We start from the raw sequence: 21,717 nt of genomic DNA on the forward strand, positions 1-21,717 counted from the left end.
ATTCCTTTCGCCTATGTCCCCGCAGAGAACCGTCTTCACTTCTCCGCTCTTCCGTGGTCGTCGAGCCGCACCTCCCGGAAGATCCGCTCCGAGGCCCTCCAGGTCCAGTGGGAGTCGTCGGGGTGGTACAGGTCCACGGTCCCCTTTTTCAGCTCCTCCCCGAGGATCCGCTTCGTGTCGATGAAGCCGTAGTCCTTCGGCTGCTTCCGGAGCAGCTCGAAGAAACGGCTCTCGGGGTATTTCTTCTCCGCCAGGTATTCCCGGTAGAGGTTGTATTTATCCGGCGCGGGCATGAACATCAAGCGGATGTTTCGCTCTTTCAGCATGGCCGACAGGCGGTTCAGGTTCTCGTTCAGCTTCCCGACGGTGGCCTCGTTGGACTTGGGAAGGTCCAGGAGGTCGAAAACGCCGAAGAGAAGGGTCCGGCCGTCGCCGGCCGAGAAGAGGGTCCGGTCGGTCTTCACCCTGCAGACCTTGGAGAAGAAGGCTCGATCCGAGAGATGGTAGAACAGGCGGTAGAGGACGTATTTGAAGTTGCCGTCGTTGACGAATCCCACCGCGGGGAGGGTCGTCTCGTAGTCGTAGACCCGCCGGCGGTAGTCCCGGTCGATCTTCTCCATGGGCTCCACGGCCGTGAAATCCATCTCCCGGGCGAAGCTCCCGATGCAGGCCCGCTCCACCGTTTCGATGAGGACCCAGCGGGGCCCGACCCCGTCGAGCCAGCCGTTGTTGAGAAGGTAGATTACCGTCTGGACCGGGTCCTCCCGGTAGATGGGGATGTTCAGGACGGAGAGGCCCTGGAGGGAGGCGATGTAGTCCTGGTAGAAGGCGTTCCGGCCGCGGCCGCCTCCGAAGGAGAAGGAGTCGCCTACGGTCAGGACGTCCACCCGCTCGCCCTTCCAGAGGCGGTAATCGAAGTGCCGGCGGGGCAGATCGACATGGAAGCGCTTCGGGACGAGGACCTCCGTGATGTATCCGATCCGGGCGAGATCCCCGGGGCAGTAGCCGTTCCGGCAGGTCAGCAGATCGCGCGTGGCGAGGTTCCAGACGATCACGTTGAAGGCCGCGACGGCCAGGAAGAAGGCGAGAAAATAGAGGAAGAAGCGTTTGCTCGTCATGTCAGAAATTAAAGTAAAGGAATTCCGATACTTTCGCCAGTTGGAACAGGCCCGCCAGGGACAGGGCGATGAGGAACCAGAGGGTCGCCCGGCCGGGCCGGAACCGCTCGGCCAACTCGTTCGAATTTTTCAGAAGCAGGCAGAGCAGGCCGAATCCGAGGACCATCCAGACGGCCCGGGTGCCGCCGGGCATCGTGATCCACTTGCCGAAGCGGACGCCGTAGTCCGCGAGAAATCCCAGGGGCCCCTGGAGGTGCTCCGAGACGACGATGCCGTTCAGTCCGAGCATCCCCTTGAGGACCAGCCACGCCCGGTCCCACGATTTCGCCCGGAAGAAGATCCAGGCAACGTTCACGAAATGGAAGGTGACCAGCCACGCCGCCCAGTTCGGGAGAGACAGGCCCGTCCGTTTCCAGAGGCGGTGGACGCCCATGGCGGCGCCGTGGAGGAAGCCCCAGAACACGAAGGTCCAGCCCGCCCCGTGCCAGAGCCCGCCGATGAGGAAGGTGAGGAGGAGGTTCGCCGTCACCCGGGCCTCCGTTCCGCGGTTCCCGCCGAAGGGGATGTAGAGGTAGTCCCGCATGAAGCGGCTGAGCGTCATGTGCCAGCGGCGCCAGAACTCCCGGATGTCCAGGGAGCGGTAGGGGCTGTTGAAGTTCACCGGGAGCCGGATGTTGAACATCCGGGCGCTCCCGAGGGCCATGTCGGTGTAGCCCGAGAAATCGAAGTAGAGCTGGAGCGTGTAGGAGAGGCTGGTGATCCAGGCCTCCACGAAGGCCAGGTTCTCCGCCGTGTCGAATCCGCTGTTCGCCCAGGGGGCGAAGGAGTCGGCGATGACCACCTTCTTCACCAGGCCGATGAAGAAAAGGTAGACCCCGACGGAGAGGTTTCCGTAGTCGATCCGCTTGTTTCCCTCGTCGTCGAACTGGGGCATCATCTCCCGGTGGTGGAGAATCGGGCCCGCGAGCAGGTGGGGGAAGAAGGAGACGAACAGGGCGTAGTTGGTGAAGCTGTACTCCTTTGCCCGGCCCCGGAAGGCGTCCACCAGGTAGGCGATCTGGGTGAAGGTGAAGAAGCTGATCCCCAGGGGGAGGACGATGTTCAGCAGGGAGAGGTGGAGGCCCGCGGCGCTGTTGACGTTGACGATGAAGAAATCGGCGTACTTGAACCATCCCAGGAGAAGGACGTCCCCGGCGATCCCTGCCGCGAGGAGGCGCTTCCTCCAGGGCTCCGGCTTCTCCCCGAAGTGTGACAGGGTGCGGCCGACGGCGTAGTTGAACAGGATGCTGCCCAGGATGAGCGGCAGGTACCGCGGGTCCCACCAGCCGTAGAAGAAGAGGGACGAGAAGACGAGTGAGACCTTGGCTGCCTTCGTCCAGCCTCGGCGGCTCAGCAGAAAGAAGAGGACCAGCGAGGCCGGAAGAAAGATGAAGATGTATTCGTAGGAGTTGAAGAGCATGCGCTCATCCGGGGCGCGGGGGCTGTCACGGGGTTCCCGCCGTCGCGGAAGCGTTTCCCCATGTTGTTGTTTGCGGACCGGATCGCCCGTTTCTGGAAACGCTTCCCAATCTCTCCTCTGGGAATCCCCGGCCGCGCCCCCGCGAATGTCGGCCTGTCCGGGGCGCGGGGGCTGTCATCCGCTCTTCTCGAAGAGGAAATTGCTGAAGCCGTCCGTGGACTTCCGCTCCAGCCAGGAAGCCACCTCCTTCTCCGTCACCGGGACGGTCTCCCGGCCCACGGTCCAGGAGCGGTAGCCAAGCTCCCAGAAAAGCTCGAAGATCTCCCGGAAGCGGCTGTCGTGGCTCTCCGGGCACCAGCCGCCGATCCCCGTCTCGACGATCCAGACGGGCGGCAGATCCCGGCGAAGGGTTTCCCCGGCCCCCCGGAGGAGGTCGAACTCCACGCCCTCGACGTCAACTTTGATGAAGAGTTTGCGGGCGCGGAAGCGCCCCGCCAGCAAAGCATCCAGGGTGGTGAGCGGGATCGTCCGGTGCTTCGTCGACGGGCCGGCCCAGCCCTCAACGAGGGAGGCCGCCGTTCCGGTTCCGTGAAGAACGGCCAGGCCCGGTTCAGCCGACAGGCCCAGGGGATGCACCTCCACGTCCCGCCAGCCGTTTGCCTCCAGGTTCGAATAGAGGAACTGGAGGTTCTGGGACAGCGGTTCCACGGCGATCACGATCCGGCCCAGGGAGCGGGCGAGGCAGGTATAGTATCCCACGTTGGCCCCGACGTCGATGAAGACATCCGCCCGGGAGATGCAATCCCGTATGACCTGGGCCTCTTCCTTCTCGAAGCGGCCCTCCTGCATTTCGACGGGCCCGATAAAACGGAACCCCCAGGGCGTCTCCCGGACGCCGGCCTTGCGGATGGACCGGGCATTGGAATAGGCCTCGCTGGCGGCGGCCAGCTCCGGCCAGCGCCGGTAAAGAAATGCTTTGAGTCGTTTGGACATGGGTTCCTTTGCGGAAGGTCGATTTCCCGGCCGTCTACCACACCGTCGGAGAAAATTCATTATTTAATTCAGGCCTTATTTGTGGTATGCATGCAACCCCCGCGTGGAAGGAGGGGGAGTTTCCGGCATGATTCCCGATGTGACGTACCTGATCCTGAACTACAATCCCCGGGGGGAGGAAACGGCCCAGGGGATCCTGGGCGAGACGATCCGCTCCTTTTACGAGCGGAAGAGCCCCCGGTTGCAGGCGGATGTGCACCTGCTGGATCAGGGGACGACGGAGGCGCACCGGGAATGGCTCCGGGGGCAGGCCGCCCGGTTCGGGTTTTCCCTGCTCCTCCTGGAGGAGAACATCGGGATCAGCGGCGCCATCAACCATCTTGCGCGGACCGCAAAGTCGCCGGTGGCGGCGCTGGTGACGTCCGACGTAATCGTCACGACGGGGATGGACGAAGACCTGTTCGAGAAAGTCCAGGTCCCCGAGGTCTTCCAGGCGCTGCCCTTCACCGACAAGAGCGACGTCGATCGCCATACCTGGACCCCGGCGGAGCCCTTCGGCTCCGACAGGCTCGACCTGGCGCCGCTGCGGGACAGGGAGTTGTCCCTCCTGGGCCGCCTCGCCGGGCGGAAACGGAGAGGCTACCTGCGGTGCATCGGGGCGGAGCTGAACGTCATGTTCTGGCGCCGCTCCGTCTTCGACGAGGTCGGGTTTTTCGACGAGCGATGGAAGGCCTGCTACGAGAACAACGACTTCTCCCTCCGCTGTTTCCTGGCGGGAGGCTGTACGGCCGTCAGTTATGATTCCTTTGTCTGGCACCACCACAAGGTGACGGAGAAAAACGACTCCCGGCAGATCGTCTTCGCGTGCTACGGCGAGGACGGAACGGCGGTGATGAAGCGCCTCTGGGATGAGAAGTGGCCGGATTTGAACCGGCACCTGGACATCTACCGGCCCCTGGGCGACCGGACGATCCGGGATTTCCCGGAGATCGGGAGGCTCTACGGGCACAACCGGTACCTGCCGGATCCTCTGGAGAAGGGAAGGAGCAACCCGGGTGGGAACATTTGAAAAGGCATGGGCGTTGAAGAAGACGCCGGCGGGGGCGCTCCGGAAGGCCCTGGAGGAGGTCCGGCGACGCGCGGCCCGGCCGACGGACATCTGCGACCACCTGGAGGAGCTTTTTCTCCTCTGCCTGGACAGGGAGTTCAGGCTGATCGTGGAGCTGGGCGTGGGAGACGGCGAGTCGAGCTTTGTCTTCGAGCGGGCCGCGAAGCTCTGGGACGCCGTCCTTGTGAGCGTGGACATCGAGGACCGGGCGAACGTCTCGACCTACGGGAAGCGGCACTTCCTTCATGGCGACGACGTGGCCTTCGGCGAGACGTTTCCCTCCTGGTGCGCGGACCGGGGCTTTTCACCGGAGATCGATCTCCTCTTCATCGACACGAGCCATCTCTACGAGCACACCGTCCGGGAGATTCGCGCCTGGTTTCCACACCTCGGGCCGTCCGCACGGGTCGTTTTTCACGATACGAACATGAAGGAGTCCTTCGTTCGACGGGACGGGAGCATCGGCACCGGATGGGACAATGAGCGGGGCGTCATCCGGGCCGTTGAGGAGCACCTGGGGCAGTCGTTCCCGGAGGGGGAGGACTTTACCCGGATCATTCCCGGCTGGCTCGTCCGCCACCGGGCATCCTGCAACGGATTCACGGTTCTGGATCGCATATGACCTCAAAGGTTCCCCTTTCCGTCGCCGTCATCACCATGAACGAGGGGGACAACCTCCCGGGATGCCTGGAGAGCGTGCGTTTCGCCGCACAGATTGTCGTCGTCGATTCGGGGAGTACCGACGACACGGTCCGCGTCGCCACGGAGGTGGGATGCCAGGTGTGCACGCGCAGCTGGGAAGGGTTCGGCGTCCAGAAGCAGTTTGCCATCGAGCAGTGCACCCAGCCCTGGATCCTGGTCCTGGATGCGGATGAGCGCATTCCGATCGAGACGGCGGCGGCCATCCGGGAGATCGTCACGAGACCGGAAAAAGAAGGGGATCCGGCGGGATACAGTTTTCCGCGGCGGAACTACTTCCAGGGTCGCTGGATCCGGCACAACGGCTGGTGGCCGGACCGGATCGTGCGGCTTTTCCGGAGGGGCAGGGGGCGCATGAGTCCCGCCCGGGTCCATGAGGGGCTGGAGGTGAAAGGGCTCGTGGCGCCCCTGGAGGATCCCATCGACCACTTCACGGAGAGCCGCCTGAGCGCCGTCCTCCAGAAAATCGACCGCTATTCCACCCTGGGCGCCCTGGAGGCCTACGAAGAGGGCAAGCGGGCCACCGTCTGGGCCGCCTTTGGCCGGGCGGGCTTTACCTTCCTGCAGGGGTACATCCTGCGCCTGGGCATGCTCGACGGGGTCCAGGGGCTGACCCTGGCCATGACGGATTCGATCAACAAGTTCTTCAAGTATGCGAAGCTGAGCGAACTCTCCCGCCAGAAGGACCGGGTGAAGCGCTAGTGGACATCTCCTTCGTCATCGTCAACTGGAACACCCGGGAACTCCTGTGCGACTGCCTGCGATCGGTTTACGACACGGTGCGGGACATCACCTTCGAGATCATCGTGGTGGATAACGGCTCCTCCGACGGCAGCACGGCCATGCTCAGGGAGTCCTTTCCCGGCGTCCGGGTCGTGGCAAACGCTGAAAACAGGGGATTTGCCGCCGCCAACAACCAGGCCTTCCGGATCATGGAAGGCCGGTACGCCCTGCTCCTGAATACGGACGCGGTCCTGACGAAGGGGGCCGTGGAGGCGCTGTTCCGGTTCATGGAAGGACGACCCGATGCCGCCATGGCCTGCGGCCAGCTTCTCAACCGGGACGGGAGCCTCCAGAACTCCATCGCCGCCTTTCCCACGCTGCTCACGCTGACGGCCAACATGCCCCTCCTGGAGATCCTTTTCCCCCGGCGGTTCCCCAGCAAGCGCTACCGGCACACGGAACCGCTGGAAGTGGACTCGGGGGTCGGGGCCTGCCTGATGGTCCGCCGGGAGGCCATGGACGACGCGGGACTCCTGGACGAGCGCTATTTCTTCTATTTCGAGGAGACCGACTGGGCCTTCGCCATGTCCCGGAAGGGCTGGAAGGTCTTCCATGTGCCGGCGGCCCGGATCTATCATCTCCAGGGCCAGAGCGTCGGCACCGGCATCACCTCCCGGATGTCCTTCTACCGCTCCCGGTATGCCTTCTTCCGGAAATGGTTCGGCAAGCCTTACTATGTCGCAGTCTGCTGCATTCTCTTCCTCCGCCTTACCGTCAACGCCATCCTGAGCACCGCGGGGATGATCCTCACGCTGGGCCGGCACGCGGGCCTCCGCCGGAAGGCGGACGTGTACCAGGAACTGCTGGCCTGGCACCTGAGGGGACTGCCCTGATGCCGTTGATACAGATGATAAAAGAGAACCGGCCGATCTTCCCTTGACCAAGTAGAGCAGCAATACATTGCTTCCCCGACAACCCGCTATCCGATAAAAAACTTGACTTCTTCATAAAAAATCAAGTAGGTTCGCACCTGTTCATCGATTGAACAAACAAAGCCAATGCCAGAATCATCCTATTTCAACCTTGAAAACGAGGAAGTCCTGAAGGTCCTTCGGGAGATCAAGGAGAGCCCGGAGCTGACCCAGCGGGAAATTGCGACCCGACTGGGGATCAGCGTCGGGAAGGCCAATTTTCTCATCAAGTCCCTGATCGGCCGGGGCTTTGTCAAAGCAAGCAACTTCAAGAATTCCAACAACAAAGTTTCTTATCTGTATGTTCTGACGCCCCAGGGGATGGAGGCCAAGGCCCGAGCCACCTACCGCTTCCTGAGGCAGAAGATGGAGGAATACGAGCGTCTGCAGGCGGAGATCCAGCGGCTGACGCAGGAAGTGCGGGAGAGCGGCATCCCGCCGGACACGTCCCTGTAAAGGGGCTTGGCCGCTCCGTGTTGGAGCGGTATTTTGCCGTGGCGGCAGGAGGAGCCGTCCATCCTGTTTTTTTAAGAGCGGGACGGGCGGACATTCAAGTGTCGAATATGATTATCGTCGGCTTCGTCGATCAGAGCTGGATGGAATCCAGGGGGCGGAGCTTTGTCCGTCGGCCGACGGTGCGAATGAAAATGTAAGATGAGCAATACGGGTTTGGATAGCAATGTAAGTGTATCCCCCGGCGGCGAGGCCTTCTCCCTGCCCTCCCCGGAAGATTACGAGCGGGAGAGCCGGCGCCTCCGGCAGTTGGAAGCGGAGCAGCGGGCCCTGGACCGGGAGATCGTGGTGGTCATGGGTGTCGGTTTCGTGGGGGCGGTCATGGCCGGCGTCGTGGCGGATTCCATGGACAGGACAACGGGAAAGCCGGGCAAGTTCGTCCTCGGCATGCAGCGGCCCTCGTCGCGCTCCTATTGGAAAATTCCCTATCTGAACCGGGGGGTTGCGCCGGTGGACTCGGAAGACCCGGACGTGGCGCCCATGATCGCCCGCTGCGTCAACGACAAGAGAACGCTCGTCGCGACATACAGCTATGACGCCCTGGAACTGGCCGATGTCGTGGTGGTCGATGTCCAGTGCGACTACTTCAAGGAGACCCTGGGGAACTGCCGGCAGGGACACGCGGAGATCGCCGCGCTCGAAGACAGCCTGCGGGTCATCGGCGAGCGGATCCGGCCGGAGTGCCTCGTGCTCATCGAGACGACGGTCCCTCCTGGAACGACGGAATACGTGGCCTATCCGATCGTAAAGAAGGCCTTTGAAAAGCGGGGGATCGATGCCGAACCCCTCCTGTCCCACTCGTACGAGCGGGTCATGCCGGGCAGGGAATACGTGGCGTCCATCCGGGACTTCTGGCGGGTCTGCAGCGGAACGAGCGAGGAGGCCCGCTGCCGGGTGAAGAAGTTCCTCTCGGAGGTCCTGAACGTCGATCGATTTCCGCTGACGGTACTGGACCGGCCCATCGAGAGCGAAACCTGCAAGATCGTGGAGAATTCCTTCCGGGCGACACTCCTGGCATTCCTGGATGAGTGGAGCCTTTTCGCCGAGCGGAACGGCGTGGACCTGATGAAGGTCATCAAGGCAATCAAGGTCAGGCCGACCCACTCGAACATGATCTTCCCGGGGCCCGGGATCGGTGGTTATTGCCTGCCCAAGGACGGCGGCCTGGGAGTCTGGGCCTATCACACGCTGATGGGCTTCGACGATGATATCTTCAAGATCACGCCACTGGCCATCGACATCAACGACACGCGTTCCCTTCACGCGGCGGAGCTGGTGCGCGATGCCCTCCGAAACATGGGGAAGATCGTGGCAGCCTCGCAGGTGACCGTCCTGGGGGCCTCCTACCGCGAGGACGTGGGGGACACCCGCTACAGCGGCTCCGAGATGCTGATCCGCAAGATCACGGAGATGGGCGGAGAGGTGGCTGTCCACGATCCGTACGTGAAGCACTGGTGGGAGTTCGAGAAGCAGGATACATACCCTTTACCCGGCCATTCCTGGGCCAGGTTCTTCCGGAACCAGGAGAAACTCAAGGACCTTCGGATCCAGCCCGACCTGGGAACGGCCCTGAAGGGCGCCGATGCGGTTGTCTTCGCCGTCCGCCATGAGGCATACCTGAGACTGACGCCGGACGCGGTGATCGGCATGACGGGCCGGCCCGTGGCGGTGGTGGACTGCTTTGGGATCCTGGACGATGCCGCCATTCGCAGGTACTTCGAGCTGGGCTGCGAGGTGAAGGGCCTGGGACGCGGGCACGTGAAGCGGATCAAGGATGAAGTCCGGGAAAAGCCAAGGGCCTGACATGACGTCCGCGGGTTCTCTGAAGTGGATGCTGGTTGCGGCGGCGAGACCGAACTTCATGAAGATCGCGCCGCTCATGAGGGCCATTGCCCGCCATGAGAGGATCCGGCCTGTCCTTGTCCATACGGGACAGCACTACGACAAGAACATGTCCGAGGCCTTCTTCCGCGACCTCGGCATCCCGGAGCCCGACATCCACCTCGGAATCGGCTCCGGTTCCCACGCCCAGCAGACGGGCCGTGTCATGATCGCCTTCGAGGAGATCCTGCTCGGCGAAAAGCCAGACCTGATCCTTGTCGTCGGCGACGTCAACTCCACCATGGCCTGCGCACTCGCCGCCGTGAAGCTCCACATCCCTGTAGCCCACGTCGAAGCGGGCCTTCGCAGCTTCGACCGCACGATGCCCGAAGAGATCAACCGCCTGGTGACCGACGCCGTCTCGGATTACCTCTTCACGCCCTCGCCCGACGGCGACGAGAACCTCCTGCGCGAAGGCGTTGCAGAGGAAAAGATCCACCTGGTGGGCGACATCATGGTGGACAGCCTCCTCTATCACCTGGAGCAGGCGAAGAGGACCCCGATACTCGACGACCTGGGATTGCGAAGGCACGACGGAGCCCCGGGCTTCCAGGGAGACAACGGCATCATGCCTTATGCCCTCGTCACCCTTCACCGCCCGTCCAACGTCGACGATCGCGAGTCCTTCACCCGCATCATGGACGGCCTCCGGCGCGTCGCTTCCCGTGTCCCCGTGCTGTTCCCGATGCACCCGAGGACGCGCAAACAGGTCACCGTCCATGGGCTCGAATCGGTCTTCACCTTTCATGAGAGAGACGATCACGGTCCCTTTTTTCAGGTCCACCGGGAAGCGACGACCGGCAATCCTTCGACGATCCACGTTTTTCCGCCCCTGGGTTACCTGGAATTCCTGAACCTGATGGCCCGCGCCGCTGTGGTTCTCACCGACTCGGGGGGGATCCAACAGGAAACGACGGTCATCAACATCCCGTGCATCACCCTCCGCGATACGACGGAGCGCCCGATTACATTGACCGAAGGCACGAATGTACTGGTTCACAACGATCCGGACCGGATCGAAGAGGAAGCCATCCGCGCCCTGGAAGGCCGTTCCCGCCGCGGCGCCTGCCCCGCGATCTGGGACGGCCGCACGGCCGAGCGCATCGTAGCCACGCTCCTCGACCGCGGTTGACAGGCAAGGATGGAATTCCGACTCTCAAATATCCAGATGCCGCATTTGATGTTCGGAAGGATTCCGAATGGAAATCCCCATCCGATCCCCACAAGAACTTTCTGAACAAAGGAAGGGAGACCATGGACTTTATCGATCTGAAGGCTCAGCAGGCGGGAATCCGGGATCGCCTGGACGAAAATATGAGGAAGGTCCTGGCCCACGGGCAGTACATCCTGGGCCCGGAGGTAAAAGAGTTGGAAGGAAAGCTGGCGGCCTACGCCGGCAGGAAGTTCGCCGTGGGATGCGCATCCGGGACGGACGCACTCCTGATGGCCCTGATGGCCCTCGGAGTCGGACCAGGTGACGCCGTTTTCACCACCCCCTTCACCTTCATCTCGACGGCGGAGGTGATCAGCCTCCTGGGGGCGACGCCGGTCTATGTGGACATCGACCGGAGAACCTACAACATCGACCCGGACAAACTGGATAAGGCCATGGTTGCCCTGAAGACGGGGGATCGAAGCCTCGCTCCCCTGCCGCGGATCGAGGGCGTCGAGAAGCTGAGGCCCCGGGCCGTGATCCCCGTGGACATGCTGGGGCTGACGGCCGACTATGACGCCATCGGAGACATTGCCCGGAAACACGGCCTGGCGGTGATCGAGGACGCCGCCCAGTCCTTCGGGGCCGTGTACAAGGGCCGGATGTCCTGCTCCATGGGCGACATCGCCTGCACCTCCTTCTTCCCCGCCAAGCCCCTGGGCTGTTACGGCGACGGCGGGATGATCTTCACCGACGACCCGGGCCTGGCATCGCTGCTCGAATCCATCCGCGTCCACGGCAAGGGCAGCCACAAGTACGACAACGTGCGGATCGGCATCAACGGGCGGCTCGACACCCTTCAGGCCGCCATTGTCCTGGCGAAGTTTGAAGTGTTTCCGGAGGAGATGGACCGTCGCCAGGAAGTGGCCCGACGCTACACCGAGGCCATCCGGGACATCCCGGGCCTGGAGACGCCGTTCATCCCGGAGGGATACCGTTCCGCTTGGGCACAGTATTCGCTCCTGGCAAAAGACGAGGCTCACCGGGCCTTCCTGCAAAAGGGATTGCAGGAGCAGGGCATCCCGACCATGATCTACTACCCGCGTCCCCTCCACCTGCAGACGGCCTTTTCGTTTCTCGGCTATAAGGAGGGCGACTGCCCCGCCAGCGAGGACTGCGCCGTCCGCACGTTCAGCCTGCCCATGCATCCCTATCTGACGGAGGAGCAGCAGGCCTTCGTGATGAAGGCATTACGGGAAAGGAGCTCATCATGACGGCCGCCCCGGTGCGAAAGGGAGCGAAGAAGACTGCGGAGGCGATCCGCGTGGCGGTGGTGGGTGCCGGCTACTGGGGCAAGAATCTGGTTCGGAACTTCCACCAACTTGGTGCGCTCGCGGCGGTCTGTGACGGAAGTGCCGCCGTCCGGGAACAGGTAAAGAAGGACTACCCGGAGTCGGCCGTCACGGACGATCTGAAGAACGTTCTGAAGAATGCGAAGATCCAGGCCGTGGTTCTTGCTACGCCGGCGGTGACCCATTTCCGGCTGGCCGAGCAGGCCCTCCGGGCGGGAAAGCACGTCTTTGTGGAGAAGCCCCTGTCCCTGACCTACGGAGACGGTGAAAAACTGGTTCGTCTCGCCGAAGAAATGAAGCGGACCCTCTTCGTCGGCCACATTCTCCAGTACCATCCGGCGGTTATACGGCTCAAGGAAATGGTCCGGCAGGGGCAGGTGGGGCGCCTTCGCTACATCTATTCCCGACGCCTCTCCCTGGGGAAGATCCGGAGGGAGGAGAATATCCTCTGGTCCTTCGCGCCCCACGACATCTCCGTTATCCTCAGTCTCGTGGGGGAGGATCCCTCGTATGTCGATTCCGTGGGTAGCAACTTCCTTCACGCCCGGATCGCCGACGTGACCATGACGAACCTGAAGTTTCCCTCCGGCGTCGGCGCCCATATATTCGTGAGCTGGCTGAACCCCTTCAAGGAGCAGCGCCTCGTCGTTGTGGGAAGCGAAGGCATGTTGGTCTTCGATGATACCCAGCCCGTGGAGACGAAACTGGTGCATTACGCCCACAGAATCCAGTGGCGGAACAACCTGCCGGTTCCCGAGAAGGGCGAAGGGAATCCTGTGGATCTGAAGGACGTCTGGGAGGAGCCGCTCCGGGCCGAGTGCCGGGCCTTTCTGGAGGCCGTCCGGACGGGGAAGGAACCTGTCACGAACGGTGCGGAAGGGCTGAGGGTGCTCAGGATCCTGGAAATGAGCCAGCGCTCCTTGGAGGCGAAGGAAACGGGGACCGTCGACCGGGTTGCCGAAGAAGCGGAGGAGAAGCCGTATTTTGTTCATGAAACGGCTATTGCGGAGCCCGGTGCCGTCATCGGCAAGGGGACAAAAATCTGGCATTTCTCAAAAATTCAGGCCGGTGCGTCGATCGGTGAAGGCTGCAACATCGGCCAGAACGTCGTTGTCGGGCCGGGCGCCGTCGTCGGCAATCGCTGCAAGATCCAGAACAACATCAGCGTATACACGGGAGTGACGCTGGAGGACGGGGTCTTCTGCGGCCCTTCCATGGTCTTCACGAACGTATACAATCCCCGGGCCGAGATCCCCCGGATGAACGAGGCCAGAACGACCCTGGTGAAGCGGGGTGCCACCATCGGGGCCAACGCCACCATCGTCTGCGGCCACACCATTGGCCGGTACGCCTTTGTCGGTGCCGGGGCGGTGGTGACGAAGGACGTGCCGGATCACGCCCTGGTCGTTGGGAACCCGGCCAGGCGGATCGGCTGGATGTGCCGGTGTGGCGAGCGGCTGAATGCACGCCGCGTCTGTACGGTTTGCGGAGAGAAGTGGACCGGTAAAAATGGCGAATGATCTGTACGATTCCTCCGAATTGAGTTGTCCGGGAAAAGAATGATCGATCCTTCCACGAATGCGTCTCCTGCGGTTCCGGCGGTCATGAGGCAACGGCAGACCGTCATCAGGCCCAGGACGGGCTGGTTCGATCTCCGTCTCGCCGAGCTCTGGAACTACCGGGACCTGGTGTTCCTGTTCGTGAGGCGTGATTTCGTGTCAGCCTACAAGCAGACGATCCTTGGACCGCTGTGGTACCTGATCCAGCCGGTCCTGACGACGATCGTCTTCACCATTGTCTTCGGCAAGATCGCCAGGATTCCGACGGACGGGATCCCTCCGTTCCTGTTTTACATGGCCGGATACATCGCCTGGGCCTATTTCGCCGAGTGCCTCACCATGACGTCCAATACCTTTGTCACGAACGCCCACATTTTCGGAAAGGTGTATTTCCCACGCCTGGTGGTCCCGCTTGCCACGGTGATCACAAACATGATGAAATTCGCCGTTCAGTTCTGCCTGTTCCTGATTTTTTACGCATATTTCCTGCTGTCCGGCGCGTCCGTCCATCCCACCATCTGGATCGCGGTCCTTCCGGTCCTGATCCTCGAGATGGCCCTTCTGGGCATGGGATTCGGGATCGTCATTTCCTCCCTGACGACCCGTTACCGGGACCTGGCATTCCTGGTGGCCTTCGGCGTGCAGCTCTGGATGTATGCAACCCCGGTCGTCTATCCCCTGTCCCAGATTCCCGGGAAGTATCACCTGTTCTTTATGCTCAATCCCATGACGGCGGTGGTCGAGACTTTCCGCGCCGCCTTTCTCGGGTCGGGCGGCGTGAATTCAACGTTCATGGCTGCGAGTTGGGTGATTACCCTGCTGGTTCTGTTTGTGGGGATCATCCTGTTCAGCAGAATCGAAAAAACCTTCATGGACACGGTCTGAAGACGCATGGGAAGCCGGGCTGTTCAGATCGATGACCTCTGGAAGCAGTACCGCCTCGGCGTGATCGGTCACGGTGCCCTCTACCGGGACCTCCAGAGCTGGTGGGCACGAAAGCGGGGCAAGGAAGATCCCAATACCCCCGTCGGGTTCCGGCAGGCGGATCCGGTGTCGGGAGGGGACCGATTCTGGGCCCTCCGGGAGATCGGCTTGGAGATCGAGCATGGAGAGACTGTCGGAATCATAGGGAAAAACGGGGCAGGGAAGTCAACGCTGCTGAAGGTCCTCTCCCGGGTGACGGCCCCGACACGGGGTGAAGTCCGGCTCAACGGGAGGATTGCCAGCCTGCTGGAAGTCGGGACGGGATTCCACCCGGAGTTGACGGGGCGGGAAAACATCTACCTCAACGGGGCCATCCTGGGCATGCGGAAGATGGAGATCGACCGGAAATTCGACGAAATCGTGGATTTTTCCGGGGTCGAAACCTTTATCGACACGCCGGTGAAGCGCTATTCCAGCGGCATGTACGTCCGCCTGGCTTTTGCGGTGGCGGCCCACCTGGAGCCGGAGATTCTGCTCGTCGACGAGGTCCTGGCGGTGGGCGATGCGGAGTTCCAGAAGAAATGCCTCGGCAAGATGGGAGAGGTGGCCCGGGAAGGCCGGACGGTCCTCTTCGTCAGCCACAACATGGCGGCGGTGCGCAACCTCTGCGCCCGGTCGATCCTGCTGGAAGACGGGAGGATTGCAGCAGACGGGCCGTCGGAAGACACGGTCAACCGATACCTTCGAACAAAGACCATCGAGAAGGCCGTGGCCGATGCAACAGAAATCGATGCCCGTATGGAGGGCGTCATCCTGCGGAACAATCCCCATATCCGTTTTGCTTCGATCGGGCTCTATGATAATAAAGGACAAGCCAGGAAATCATTCTACTCGGACGAACCCATCCGGATCCGGACAACGTTCCACTGCCTGCTCCCCGTCCTTGATTTGAAGATCATGATCGAAGTAACGGATAATCAGGACAATAGCCTCATCGTCAGCCAACAGACCGACACGGTCGGACTGACAAAAGCCAGCGAAAGGCTTGAACCGGGGGTCTACGAGGCGAACTGCACGCTGCCTCCCAATCTGTTTGGCAGCAGGTCGTTCTATATATCGGTTCATCTGCAATGTCCGAAGACGGAGCACCTGGTAGCGACAAAAATCCTCGAGTTCGACGTGCAGTTTCAAGGCTACAATGGTTCTTTCAATCCGGGCGGATCGAGTCTCCGCCCACAATTGGCTTGGCAGCTTCAAAACCTTACGGGAAAGGGTGGCGTCGATCATGCTGAATGATAAAACGATCCTGATTACAGGAGGGACCGGATCTTTCGGTCGGAAGTGCGTCGAGGTTATCGTCGGGAAATACAAGCCCAGGCGCCTCATCGTCTTCAGCCGCGACGAACTGAAGCAGTACGAAATGGCTCAGGTCTTCTCTGACCGCGAATATCCGTTCATTCGCTACTTCATCGGGGACGTCCGGGACAAGGAACGGCTGTGCCGTGCCTTTCACGGTGTCGATTATGTCATTCACGCCGCCGCCCTGAAGCATGTTCCCGTGGCCGAATACAACCCCTTCGAGGCCATCAAGACCAACGTGATTGGGGCTCAGAACGTGATGAACGTGGCCATCGACCAGGGTGTCCGAAAGATCATTGCCCTGAGCACCGACAAGGCGGCCAATCCGATCAACCTCTACGGCGCGACAAAATTGTGTTCGGACAAGCTGTTCATTGCAGGGAATGCTTACGTCGGCCACGACAAGACCGCCTTCAGTATTGTCCGGTACGGAAACGTGGTGGGCAGTCGCGGGAGCGTCATCCCGCTCTTCCTTTCCTTTCGGGACAAGGGCCTGCTCCCGATCACGGACCCGCGGATGACGCGTTTCTGGATCACCCTCGAAAAAGGGGTTGAATTTGTCCTTTCCTGCCTGGACCGAATGGTGGGCGGCGAGACCTTCGTTCCCAAGCTTCCGAGCATGAACATCATGGACCTGGTGAAAGCGATCGCCCCCGACTGCCCGGTGAAGATCATCGGAATCCGCCCCGGAGAGAAGCTTCACGAAGTCATGATTCCCAGGGATGACGCGCGGAAAACGCTGGAATTCGAAGACCACTATATCATCCAGCCGGACTTTCGATTCTGGTCGCGAAGGTTCAACGCAACCGAAGGGAAAGCGGTTGCCGAGGATTTCGAATACAACTCTGCGGACAACCCCTGGAAACTGAGCATCGAGGAGATGCAGGAGATGGTGAAGACACTGTGATTCCATACGGCCGGCAGTCCATTGATGAGGCGGACATCCAGGCGGTTGTGGAGGTCCTGCGTTCCGACTGGCTGACGACGGGTCCCGGGGTGGAGAAATTCGAGAAGGCCTTTGCCCGGTTCGTCGGGGCGAGGCATGCCGTGGCGGTCAGCAGCGGGACAGCTGCGCTGCACGCGGCCGTGTACGCACTCGGTATCGGCCCGGGCGACGAGGTTATCGTTCCCGCCATGACGTTCGCCGCCACGGCCAATTGCATCGTTTTCCAGGGCGGAACCCCGATCTTTGCCGACGTGGATCCGGAAACGCTCCTGATCGATCCGGAGCGGGTGGAAGATCTCATTACGCCTCGAACAAAAGCGATCATCGCGGTGGATTACGCCGGCCAGCCCTGCGACTACGAAGCCCTGGAAGGAATCACGCGACGACATGGCCTGCACCTGGTGGACGATGCCTGCCACGCCCTCGGGGCCGCTTACAGGGGCCGTTCTGTGGGGTCCCTGGCAGGACTGAGCTGCTTCAGTTTCCACCCGGTCAAGCACATCACCACCGGCGAAGGGGGCATGATCACGACCGACGATCCCGAGCTTGCCCGGAGGATGCGGGTTTTCCGGAACCACGGCATCACTACGGATCACCGGGAGCGCCAGGCCCGAGGGGCATGGTTCTACGAGATGACGGACCTGGGCTACAATTATCGGCTCACGGACTTTCAATGTGCCCTGGGGCTCCGGCAGCTCGAAAAACTTCCCGACTGGAACAACCGTCGCCGTGATATCGCCGCCATGTACGATGAGGCTTTCAGAGAGATGTCTGCGGTATCGCCCTTGTCGGTCAGGCCGGAGGTACTCCATGCCTATCACCTGTACGTCGTCCGCCTCCGGGGGGTAGATCGCGACGTCGCCTTCCAGGCCATGCGGGCGGCCGGCATCGGCGTGAACGTGCACTACATTCCCGTGCACCTGCATCCCTTCTACCGCCGGCAATTCGGCACGGGGCCGGGCTTGTGTCCGGTCGCAGAGAGCACCTACGGACAGATCCTGTCACTGCCGATCTTTCCAGGGATGACCGATGATATGGTCGAAAGGGTCATAGATGCCGTTCGCGAAGTCATTGGTGACTCGGAAACATAATATGCGCAATGGGTGCCATTGCGGGACCGTGAACGGACCTGAACCGCAGGTGCTGTCCCGGATTGTGGGAAGCATTTGGGACTCATCCGGGACGTTTCGAGCCTGACGAACCAGCTTCACTGCGGAATCGGAATTACGGGAGGATAGAATGGGCAATTCAGGGACAGTAAAAAAAACAAAGGCCAGGGAGCCCGGATCCAAACAGGAATCTGCTTGGGCGGGCGACTTTGGGAATCAATATACGAAGAGAAACCTGAAAGAGGATGTATGGTCTGTCCCTGCACGGACGGCCATGTATGCCAGGATATTTTCGCATACGGAGGGCATTGAGAGCGTTATTGAATTCGGGGCGAATGTTGGAGCGAACGTCCGGGCCATAACCCACCTGTTGCCACACGTGAAGTATTCGGCAATCGAGATCAATAAGACGGCGATAAAGCACCTGAAGTCCCTGGGAAGGGTGGACAGAATCTATAACATGTCGTTACTTTCTTTTCTTCCCGATGAAGAAAGTGATTTTGCATTCACCCAGGGTGTGCTCATACACATCAACCCGGACTTTCTGCCGGATGTCTATGACAGGCTTTATGCAGCGAGCAGGCGCTATATCTGTGTCACGGAATATTTCAATCCCACCCCGGTCACGGTGCCGTACCGAGGACAGGACGATCTTCTATTCAAAAGGGATTTTGCAGGAGATCTTCTCGACAGGTTCAGTGACCTGCGGTTGATCAGCTATGGGTTCAACTACAGTCGCGACAACACGTTTCCCCTTGGGAACAGCACGTGGTTTCTTCTCGAAAAACGGAAGTGATCGGGGTACCGCCATCTACTTGCCGCGCGAAGACTTTCGGCCTTCATACGCATACAGGTCCGATATTCGGCTCATGCGTCCGTGGGCGGATCGCCACATTCCGCGAGAAACCGGGAGGGCGATGCTGACGTGAAAACCGTGGCGATCATTCAGAGCCGCATGGGCTCGTCAAGGCTACCCGGCAAGGTCATGGCGGACATCCTGGGAAAGCCCATGCTTTCCCACGTGGTGACGCGCGTTTCCAGGGCCCGGAGGATTGATCTTGTCACAGTTGCCACCTCTACCCTTTCGTCCGATAACCCCATTGCGGAATACTGCGCCGGTGCAAACACCCCTTGTTTCCGGGGAAGCGAGCATGATGTTCTGGACCGAATTTACCGGGCAGCTGATCATTTCGAAGCGGATATCGTCGTTCGTCTCACGGCGGACTGCCCTCTCCATGATCCGGACATCATCGACGAACGGGTTCGGATCCTGCAGGAAGAGGATGTGGATTTCGTAACCGGGGGTCTCCTGGAGACGACATTTCCCGAGGGATTGGCCGCGGCATCATTCTGGATGAGAGTGCTGGAAAAGACCTGGCGCGAGGCGAAGCTCCAGTCCGAAAGGGAACATGTTACGCCTTATATATTCAACAACCCGGACGTGTTCCGTATTCGCATCGCCTGCCTGGACAGGGATCTTTCCCACTTGCGGTGGACCGTCGACGAGCCGAGGGACCTGGAATTTGTACGGGCTGTCTATGCCTATCTGGGGGACACGGACTTCCGCATGAGGGATATCCTCGACCTGCTGGACAGGCATCCCGAGTTGAACCGGATCAACGCCGGAATCAAAAGAATTGAGGGATATTTCAAGTCCCTGGAGAAGGACAGATCGATGGAAGGGCCGAAAAGCTGATATGGGTAAACACAATTCGCTGTCAGCAAAAATTGAAACGGTCATTCCTGAAGGTAACCAAATCCCGGTCCACAAGAGATTCTGCCAGGTCACGTGACCGTGCCTCGTTACCTCTTCCGGTTGGATGTGTCGCCACAGGTGGGGATGGGACACCTGAAGCGCTGCCTGACCCTGGCAGAAGAATTGAAGCGGCAGGGGGCGGACCTTTTCTTCCTTTGCCGGGTCCAGGACATGGATCTCTCGCCGCATTTTGAACCCATGGCTTCGGAATGGGCGGCCTGTGGTTGGTCCCTGTCCCCGGAGGAAGATGCGGGGGAGGTGGTCCGGTATGCCCGTCAGTACCGGGCGGACGCGGTTGTCGTTGATCACTACCGTGCTGATTCCTCCTACCAGAAGGTGCTCCTGGACGGCGGCATCCGGTGGCTCCAGTTCGACGGGGCGGCGAGATGGCCGATTTGGGCCGACTGGGTCCTGAACATGAGCCCGGCGGCCGGGAATACTCTCTACGAACCCCTTCGGCGGCGCCGGGAGACCCGTTTTCTTTTAGGGCCAAGTTATGCGTTGCTCCGGGAAGAATTTCGGCTCCGGCCTCCCCGGGACAGGGAAAACTGGCCAGTCCGGACGATTCTGCTGACGTTCGGAGGGGGCGACGACCGGGGCGCCACGATCTTCTGCCTGGACGCGCTGCGGTCACTTGGGAGGGACATACAGAAGATTGTCCTGCTTGCGGGCGCCAACCCGAGGCAGGAAGAAATCCGGCGGTGGGTTCAGGAGGAAGGCTCCAACACCAGGCTGATCATGAATGCAACACAAACGGCACCGATCATGGAGTCCGCCGACTTGGCCGTTATGGCCGGCGGCATGACCGTTTTCGAGACGGCCGCCCTGGGGATTCCAGCCCTGATCTTACAGATTGCCGAAAACCAGAAGATGATCGCGGCAGCCTGGCAGCAAAGTGGTTATGCGGTGGACTTGGGACCCCTCGAGGATCTTCATGCTGAGGTCCTGATGCAGAAGGTCTCGGACATGATGAATAACACGGAGCTTCGCCGGGCCATGTCCATGGCAGGCCGGAGCATGGTGGACGGTTTGGGGGCCGGTCGAGTTGCCCGGGCCTTTCTCACTCCCTGAATCAAACAAAGGGCTCGAAAGTATGAAAACCAGGATTATTGACTGGCGGGAGGCGGACCCGGATCAACTGCGGGACCTCTACGCCCGTTTTCCCTATCCGCCTTATTTCGGTTCCCCCATTGTCAACGATCGACTGCAGGCTTACCGGCTTCACCAGGTCCTGGAGGCGGCTGAAGCGGATCCAGGCACCCTCCTGGCGGGTGTTGCTGGTGACCGGGTTCTCTGTGCCGCTCAGTTGCGGCGAACGGCACATCTCTCTGATCACTTCGGCATTGAAGTTGCCTCGATTGCCAACGAGGCCTTTGCCTGTGACGGTCATGCAGATAACGTTTCCGTATTCAATTTGATGGTGGAAACCCTGCGCCGGCAGGCAAAGCACAGGGGGGTGGCCTTTTTGAGCACGACCGCGGCATCGCAGGCCTATCAGTGGATCCGTGCTCTCGAAGAGAATGGCTTCCGCTATGCCGACGGCTTCCGGCACGTCACGGCTCCGACCGACGACGACTACAGCGGCTTTCTGCGGGACGACCTGGTCATGCGGGCTCCCGTGGAGTCTGATTTCGAGGAGATCGCTTATAGTTATGCCAACATGCCCTTTCCGAACCACCTGCTCCACGAGCCGGAATTCGACAAGGAGAAGGTGATCCGTCTTTACGTCAGACGCTTCCGGGAAGTACACGAGAAGCTGGGACGGGTATTCGTAGCCGAGTGGCAGGGGCGATTTGCCGGGGCGTTGAACGGAATCATCGATGAGGCGATCCGGAGCAAACTGGGAATCGCTGTCAACCATTTGTCCCAGGGCCTCATCGTCCACCCTCGGGCTGCCGGTAAAGGGGTGGCCCTGGCCCTTATTGCCGACCGCAACCCCTGGTATCGGGAGCAAGGCGTTCAGTGGGGTTATTTCGGTTCGAACATCAACAATATCGCAATGATTCGCGGTTTAGAGAGAATGCGGATGAGGCACGCGGGAATCGAGATCAGCATGATCCTGCGCCTTGAGGGCCGGTAACGGTCCATGGGTCC

20 protein-coding genes are annotated in these 21,717 nt (G+C 60.9%); 17 read left to right on the forward strand and 3 right to left on the reverse strand.

From position 1 onward, the window contains the following. Window positions 1-35: 35 nt before the first annotated feature. The 3 genes from PLO63_01960 to PLO63_01970 all read right to left on the reverse strand — a co-directional run bounded on the left by PLO63_01960 (window position 36) and on the right by PLO63_01970 (window position 3,570). Complete coding sequence (locus tag PLO63_01960; GenBank protein ID HOI72887.1) at window positions 36-1,118, reverse strand: hypothetical protein; 1,083 nt, start codon at window positions 1,116-1,118, stop codon at window positions 36-38. 1 nt (window position 1,119) lies between these two features. Next, complete coding sequence (locus PLO63_01965; protein HOI72888.1) at window positions 1,120-2,577, reverse strand: MBOAT family protein; 1,458 nt, start codon at window positions 2,575-2,577, stop codon at window positions 1,120-1,122. A 174-nt stretch (window positions 2,578-2,751) separates the two neighbouring features. Beyond that, a complete protein-coding gene (locus tag PLO63_01970) occupies window positions 2,752-3,570 on the reverse strand; it encodes an FkbM family methyltransferase (protein HOI72889.1) in 819 nt (272 codons plus the stop codon). Window positions 3,571-3,697: 127 nt separating this feature from the next. Here PLO63_01970 and PLO63_01975 point away from each other — a divergent pair, with 127 nt between their 5' ends. The 17 genes from PLO63_01975 (at window position 3,698) to PLO63_02055 (ending at window position 21,703) form a co-directional block, all read left to right on the forward strand. Next, complete coding sequence (locus PLO63_01975) at window positions 3,698-4,639, forward strand: glycosyltransferase (GenBank protein ID HOI72890.1); 942 nt, start codon at window positions 3,698-3,700, stop codon at window positions 4,637-4,639. Further along, window positions 4,626-5,300: a class I SAM-dependent methyltransferase gene (locus tag PLO63_01980; GenBank protein ID HOI72891.1), complete on the forward strand. Its 675-nt coding sequence runs from the start codon at window positions 4,626-4,628 to the stop codon at window positions 5,298-5,300. Before PLO63_01975 ends, PLO63_01980 begins: the two co-directional genes overlap by 14 nt. After that, entirely contained in the window at window positions 5,297-6,079 is a 783-nt protein-coding gene (locus tag PLO63_01985) for a glycosyltransferase family 2 protein (GenBank protein HOI72892.1), read from the forward strand. Before PLO63_01980 ends, PLO63_01985 begins: the two co-directional genes overlap by 4 nt. After that, entirely contained in the window at window positions 6,079-6,993 is a 915-nt protein-coding gene (locus tag PLO63_01990; protein ID HOI72893.1) for a glycosyltransferase family 2 protein, read from the forward strand. The genes PLO63_01985 and PLO63_01990 overlap by 1 nt, the downstream gene beginning before the upstream one ends. 165 nt (window positions 6,994-7,158) lie before the next feature. After that, window positions 7,159-7,527, forward strand: a complete 369-nt coding sequence (locus PLO63_01995; protein HOI72894.1) for a MarR family EPS-associated transcriptional regulator — start codon at window positions 7,159-7,161, stop codon at window positions 7,525-7,527. A gap of 213 nt (window positions 7,528-7,740) precedes the next feature. Further along, a complete protein-coding gene (locus PLO63_02000; protein ID HOI72895.1) occupies window positions 7,741-9,387 on the forward strand; it encodes a UDP binding domain-containing protein in 1,647 nt (548 codons plus the stop codon). 1 nt (window position 9,388) lies between these two features. Further along, window positions 9,389-10,597 (forward strand): UDP-N-acetylglucosamine 2-epimerase (non-hydrolyzing), encoded by a 1,209-nt coding sequence (wecB, locus tag PLO63_02005; protein ID HOI72896.1) that lies wholly within the window; start codon window positions 9,389-9,391, stop codon window positions 10,595-10,597. Window positions 10,598-10,719: 122 nt separating this feature from the next. After that, complete coding sequence (locus tag PLO63_02010; protein ID HOI72897.1) at window positions 10,720-11,892, forward strand: DegT/DnrJ/EryC1/StrS family aminotransferase; 1,173 nt, start codon at window positions 10,720-10,722, stop codon at window positions 11,890-11,892. After that, the gene (locus PLO63_02015; GenBank protein HOI72898.1) at window positions 11,889-13,490 is read left to right on the forward strand and encodes a Gfo/Idh/MocA family oxidoreductase; all 1,602 of its coding nucleotides are present in this window, start codon (window positions 11,889-11,891) and stop codon (window positions 13,488-13,490) included. The genes PLO63_02010 and PLO63_02015 overlap by 4 nt, the downstream gene beginning before the upstream one ends. An 84-nt stretch (window positions 13,491-13,574) precedes the next feature. Beyond that, window positions 13,575-14,414 carry an ABC transporter permease gene (locus PLO63_02020; GenBank protein HOI72899.1) on the forward strand — a complete coding sequence of 280 codons (840 nt, stop codon included), beginning with the start codon at window positions 13,575-13,577 and terminating at the stop codon, window positions 14,412-14,414. A gap of 6 nt (window positions 14,415-14,420) precedes the next feature. Next, window positions 14,421-15,749 carry a polysaccharide ABC transporter ATP-binding protein gene (locus PLO63_02025; protein ID HOI72900.1) on the forward strand — a complete coding sequence of 443 codons (1,329 nt, stop codon included), beginning with the start codon at window positions 14,421-14,423 and terminating at the stop codon, window positions 15,747-15,749. Beyond that, window positions 15,739-16,719, forward strand: a complete 981-nt coding sequence (gene pseB / locus PLO63_02030) for a UDP-N-acetylglucosamine 4,6-dehydratase (inverting) (GenBank protein ID HOI72901.1) — start codon at window positions 15,739-15,741, stop codon at window positions 16,717-16,719. Before PLO63_02025 ends, pseB begins: the two co-directional genes overlap by 11 nt. After that, window positions 16,716-17,849 (forward strand): UDP-4-amino-4,6-dideoxy-N-acetyl-beta-L-altrosamine transaminase, encoded by a 1,134-nt coding sequence (gene pseC, locus PLO63_02035; protein ID HOI72902.1) that lies wholly within the window; start codon window positions 16,716-16,718, stop codon window positions 17,847-17,849. Before pseB ends, pseC begins: the two co-directional genes overlap by 4 nt. A 148-nt stretch (window positions 17,850-17,997) precedes the next feature. Further along, window positions 17,998-18,663, forward strand: a complete 666-nt coding sequence (locus tag PLO63_02040) for a hypothetical protein (GenBank protein HOI72903.1) — start codon at window positions 17,998-18,000, stop codon at window positions 18,661-18,663. A gap of 129 nt (window positions 18,664-18,792) precedes the next feature. Further along, window positions 18,793-19,563, forward strand: coding sequence for a glycosyltransferase family protein (locus tag PLO63_02045; protein ID HOI72904.1), 771 nt, complete (start codon window positions 18,793-18,795; stop codon window positions 19,561-19,563). Window positions 19,564-19,662: 99 nt separating this feature from the next. After that, complete coding sequence (pseG, locus tag PLO63_02050; protein ID HOI72905.1) at window positions 19,663-20,694, forward strand: UDP-2,4-diacetamido-2,4,6-trideoxy-beta-L-altropyranose hydrolase; 1,032 nt, start codon at window positions 19,663-19,665, stop codon at window positions 20,692-20,694. A 22-nt stretch (window positions 20,695-20,716) separates the two neighbouring features. After that, a complete protein-coding gene (locus PLO63_02055; protein HOI72906.1) occupies window positions 20,717-21,703 on the forward strand; it encodes a hypothetical protein in 987 nt (328 codons plus the stop codon). Window positions 21,704-21,717: the final 14 nt, after the last annotated feature.

The organism is Syntrophales bacterium, from assembly GCA_035363115.1.
Classification (GTDB): Bacteria; Desulfobacterota; Syntrophia; order Syntrophales; family PHBD01; genus PHBD01.

Coding starts and splice junctions, on each gene's coding strand:
- PLO63_01960 (HOI72887.1), bottom strand. CDS start 1,118: ATGACGAGCAAACGCTTCTTCCTCTATTTTCTCGCCTTCTTCCTGGCC.
- PLO63_01965 (HOI72888.1), bottom strand. CDS start 2,577: ATGCTCTTCAACTCCTACGAATACATCTTCATCTTTCTTCCGGCCTCG.
- PLO63_01970 (HOI72889.1), bottom strand. CDS start 3,570: ATGTCCAAACGACTCAAAGCATTTCTTTACCGGCGCTGGCCGGAGCTG.
- PLO63_01975 (HOI72890.1), top strand. CDS start 3,698: ATGATTCCCGATGTGACGTACCTGATCCTGAACTACAATCCCCGGGGG.
- PLO63_01985 (HOI72892.1), top strand. CDS start 5,297: ATGACCTCAAAGGTTCCCCTTTCCGTCGCCGTCATCACCATGAACGAG.
- PLO63_01995 (HOI72894.1), top strand. CDS start 7,159: ATGCCAGAATCATCCTATTTCAACCTTGAAAACGAGGAAGTCCTGAAG.
- wecB (HOI72896.1), top strand. CDS start 9,389: ATGACGTCCGCGGGTTCTCTGAAGTGGATGCTGGTTGCGGCGGCGAGA.
- PLO63_02010 (HOI72897.1), top strand. CDS start 10,720: ATGGACTTTATCGATCTGAAGGCTCAGCAGGCGGGAATCCGGGATCGC.
- PLO63_02015 (HOI72898.1), top strand. CDS start 11,889: ATGACGGCCGCCCCGGTGCGAAAGGGAGCGAAGAAGACTGCGGAGGCG.
- PLO63_02020 (HOI72899.1), top strand. CDS start 13,575: ATGAGGCAACGGCAGACCGTCATCAGGCCCAGGACGGGCTGGTTCGAT.
- PLO63_02025 (HOI72900.1), top strand. CDS start 14,421: ATGGGAAGCCGGGCTGTTCAGATCGATGACCTCTGGAAGCAGTACCGC.
- pseB (HOI72901.1), top strand. CDS start 15,739: ATGCTGAATGATAAAACGATCCTGATTACAGGAGGGACCGGATCTTTC.
- PLO63_02040 (HOI72903.1), top strand. CDS start 17,998: ATGGGCAATTCAGGGACAGTAAAAAAAACAAAGGCCAGGGAGCCCGGA.
- PLO63_02055 (HOI72906.1), top strand. CDS start 20,717: ATGAAAACCAGGATTATTGACTGGCGGGAGGCGGACCCGGATCAACTG.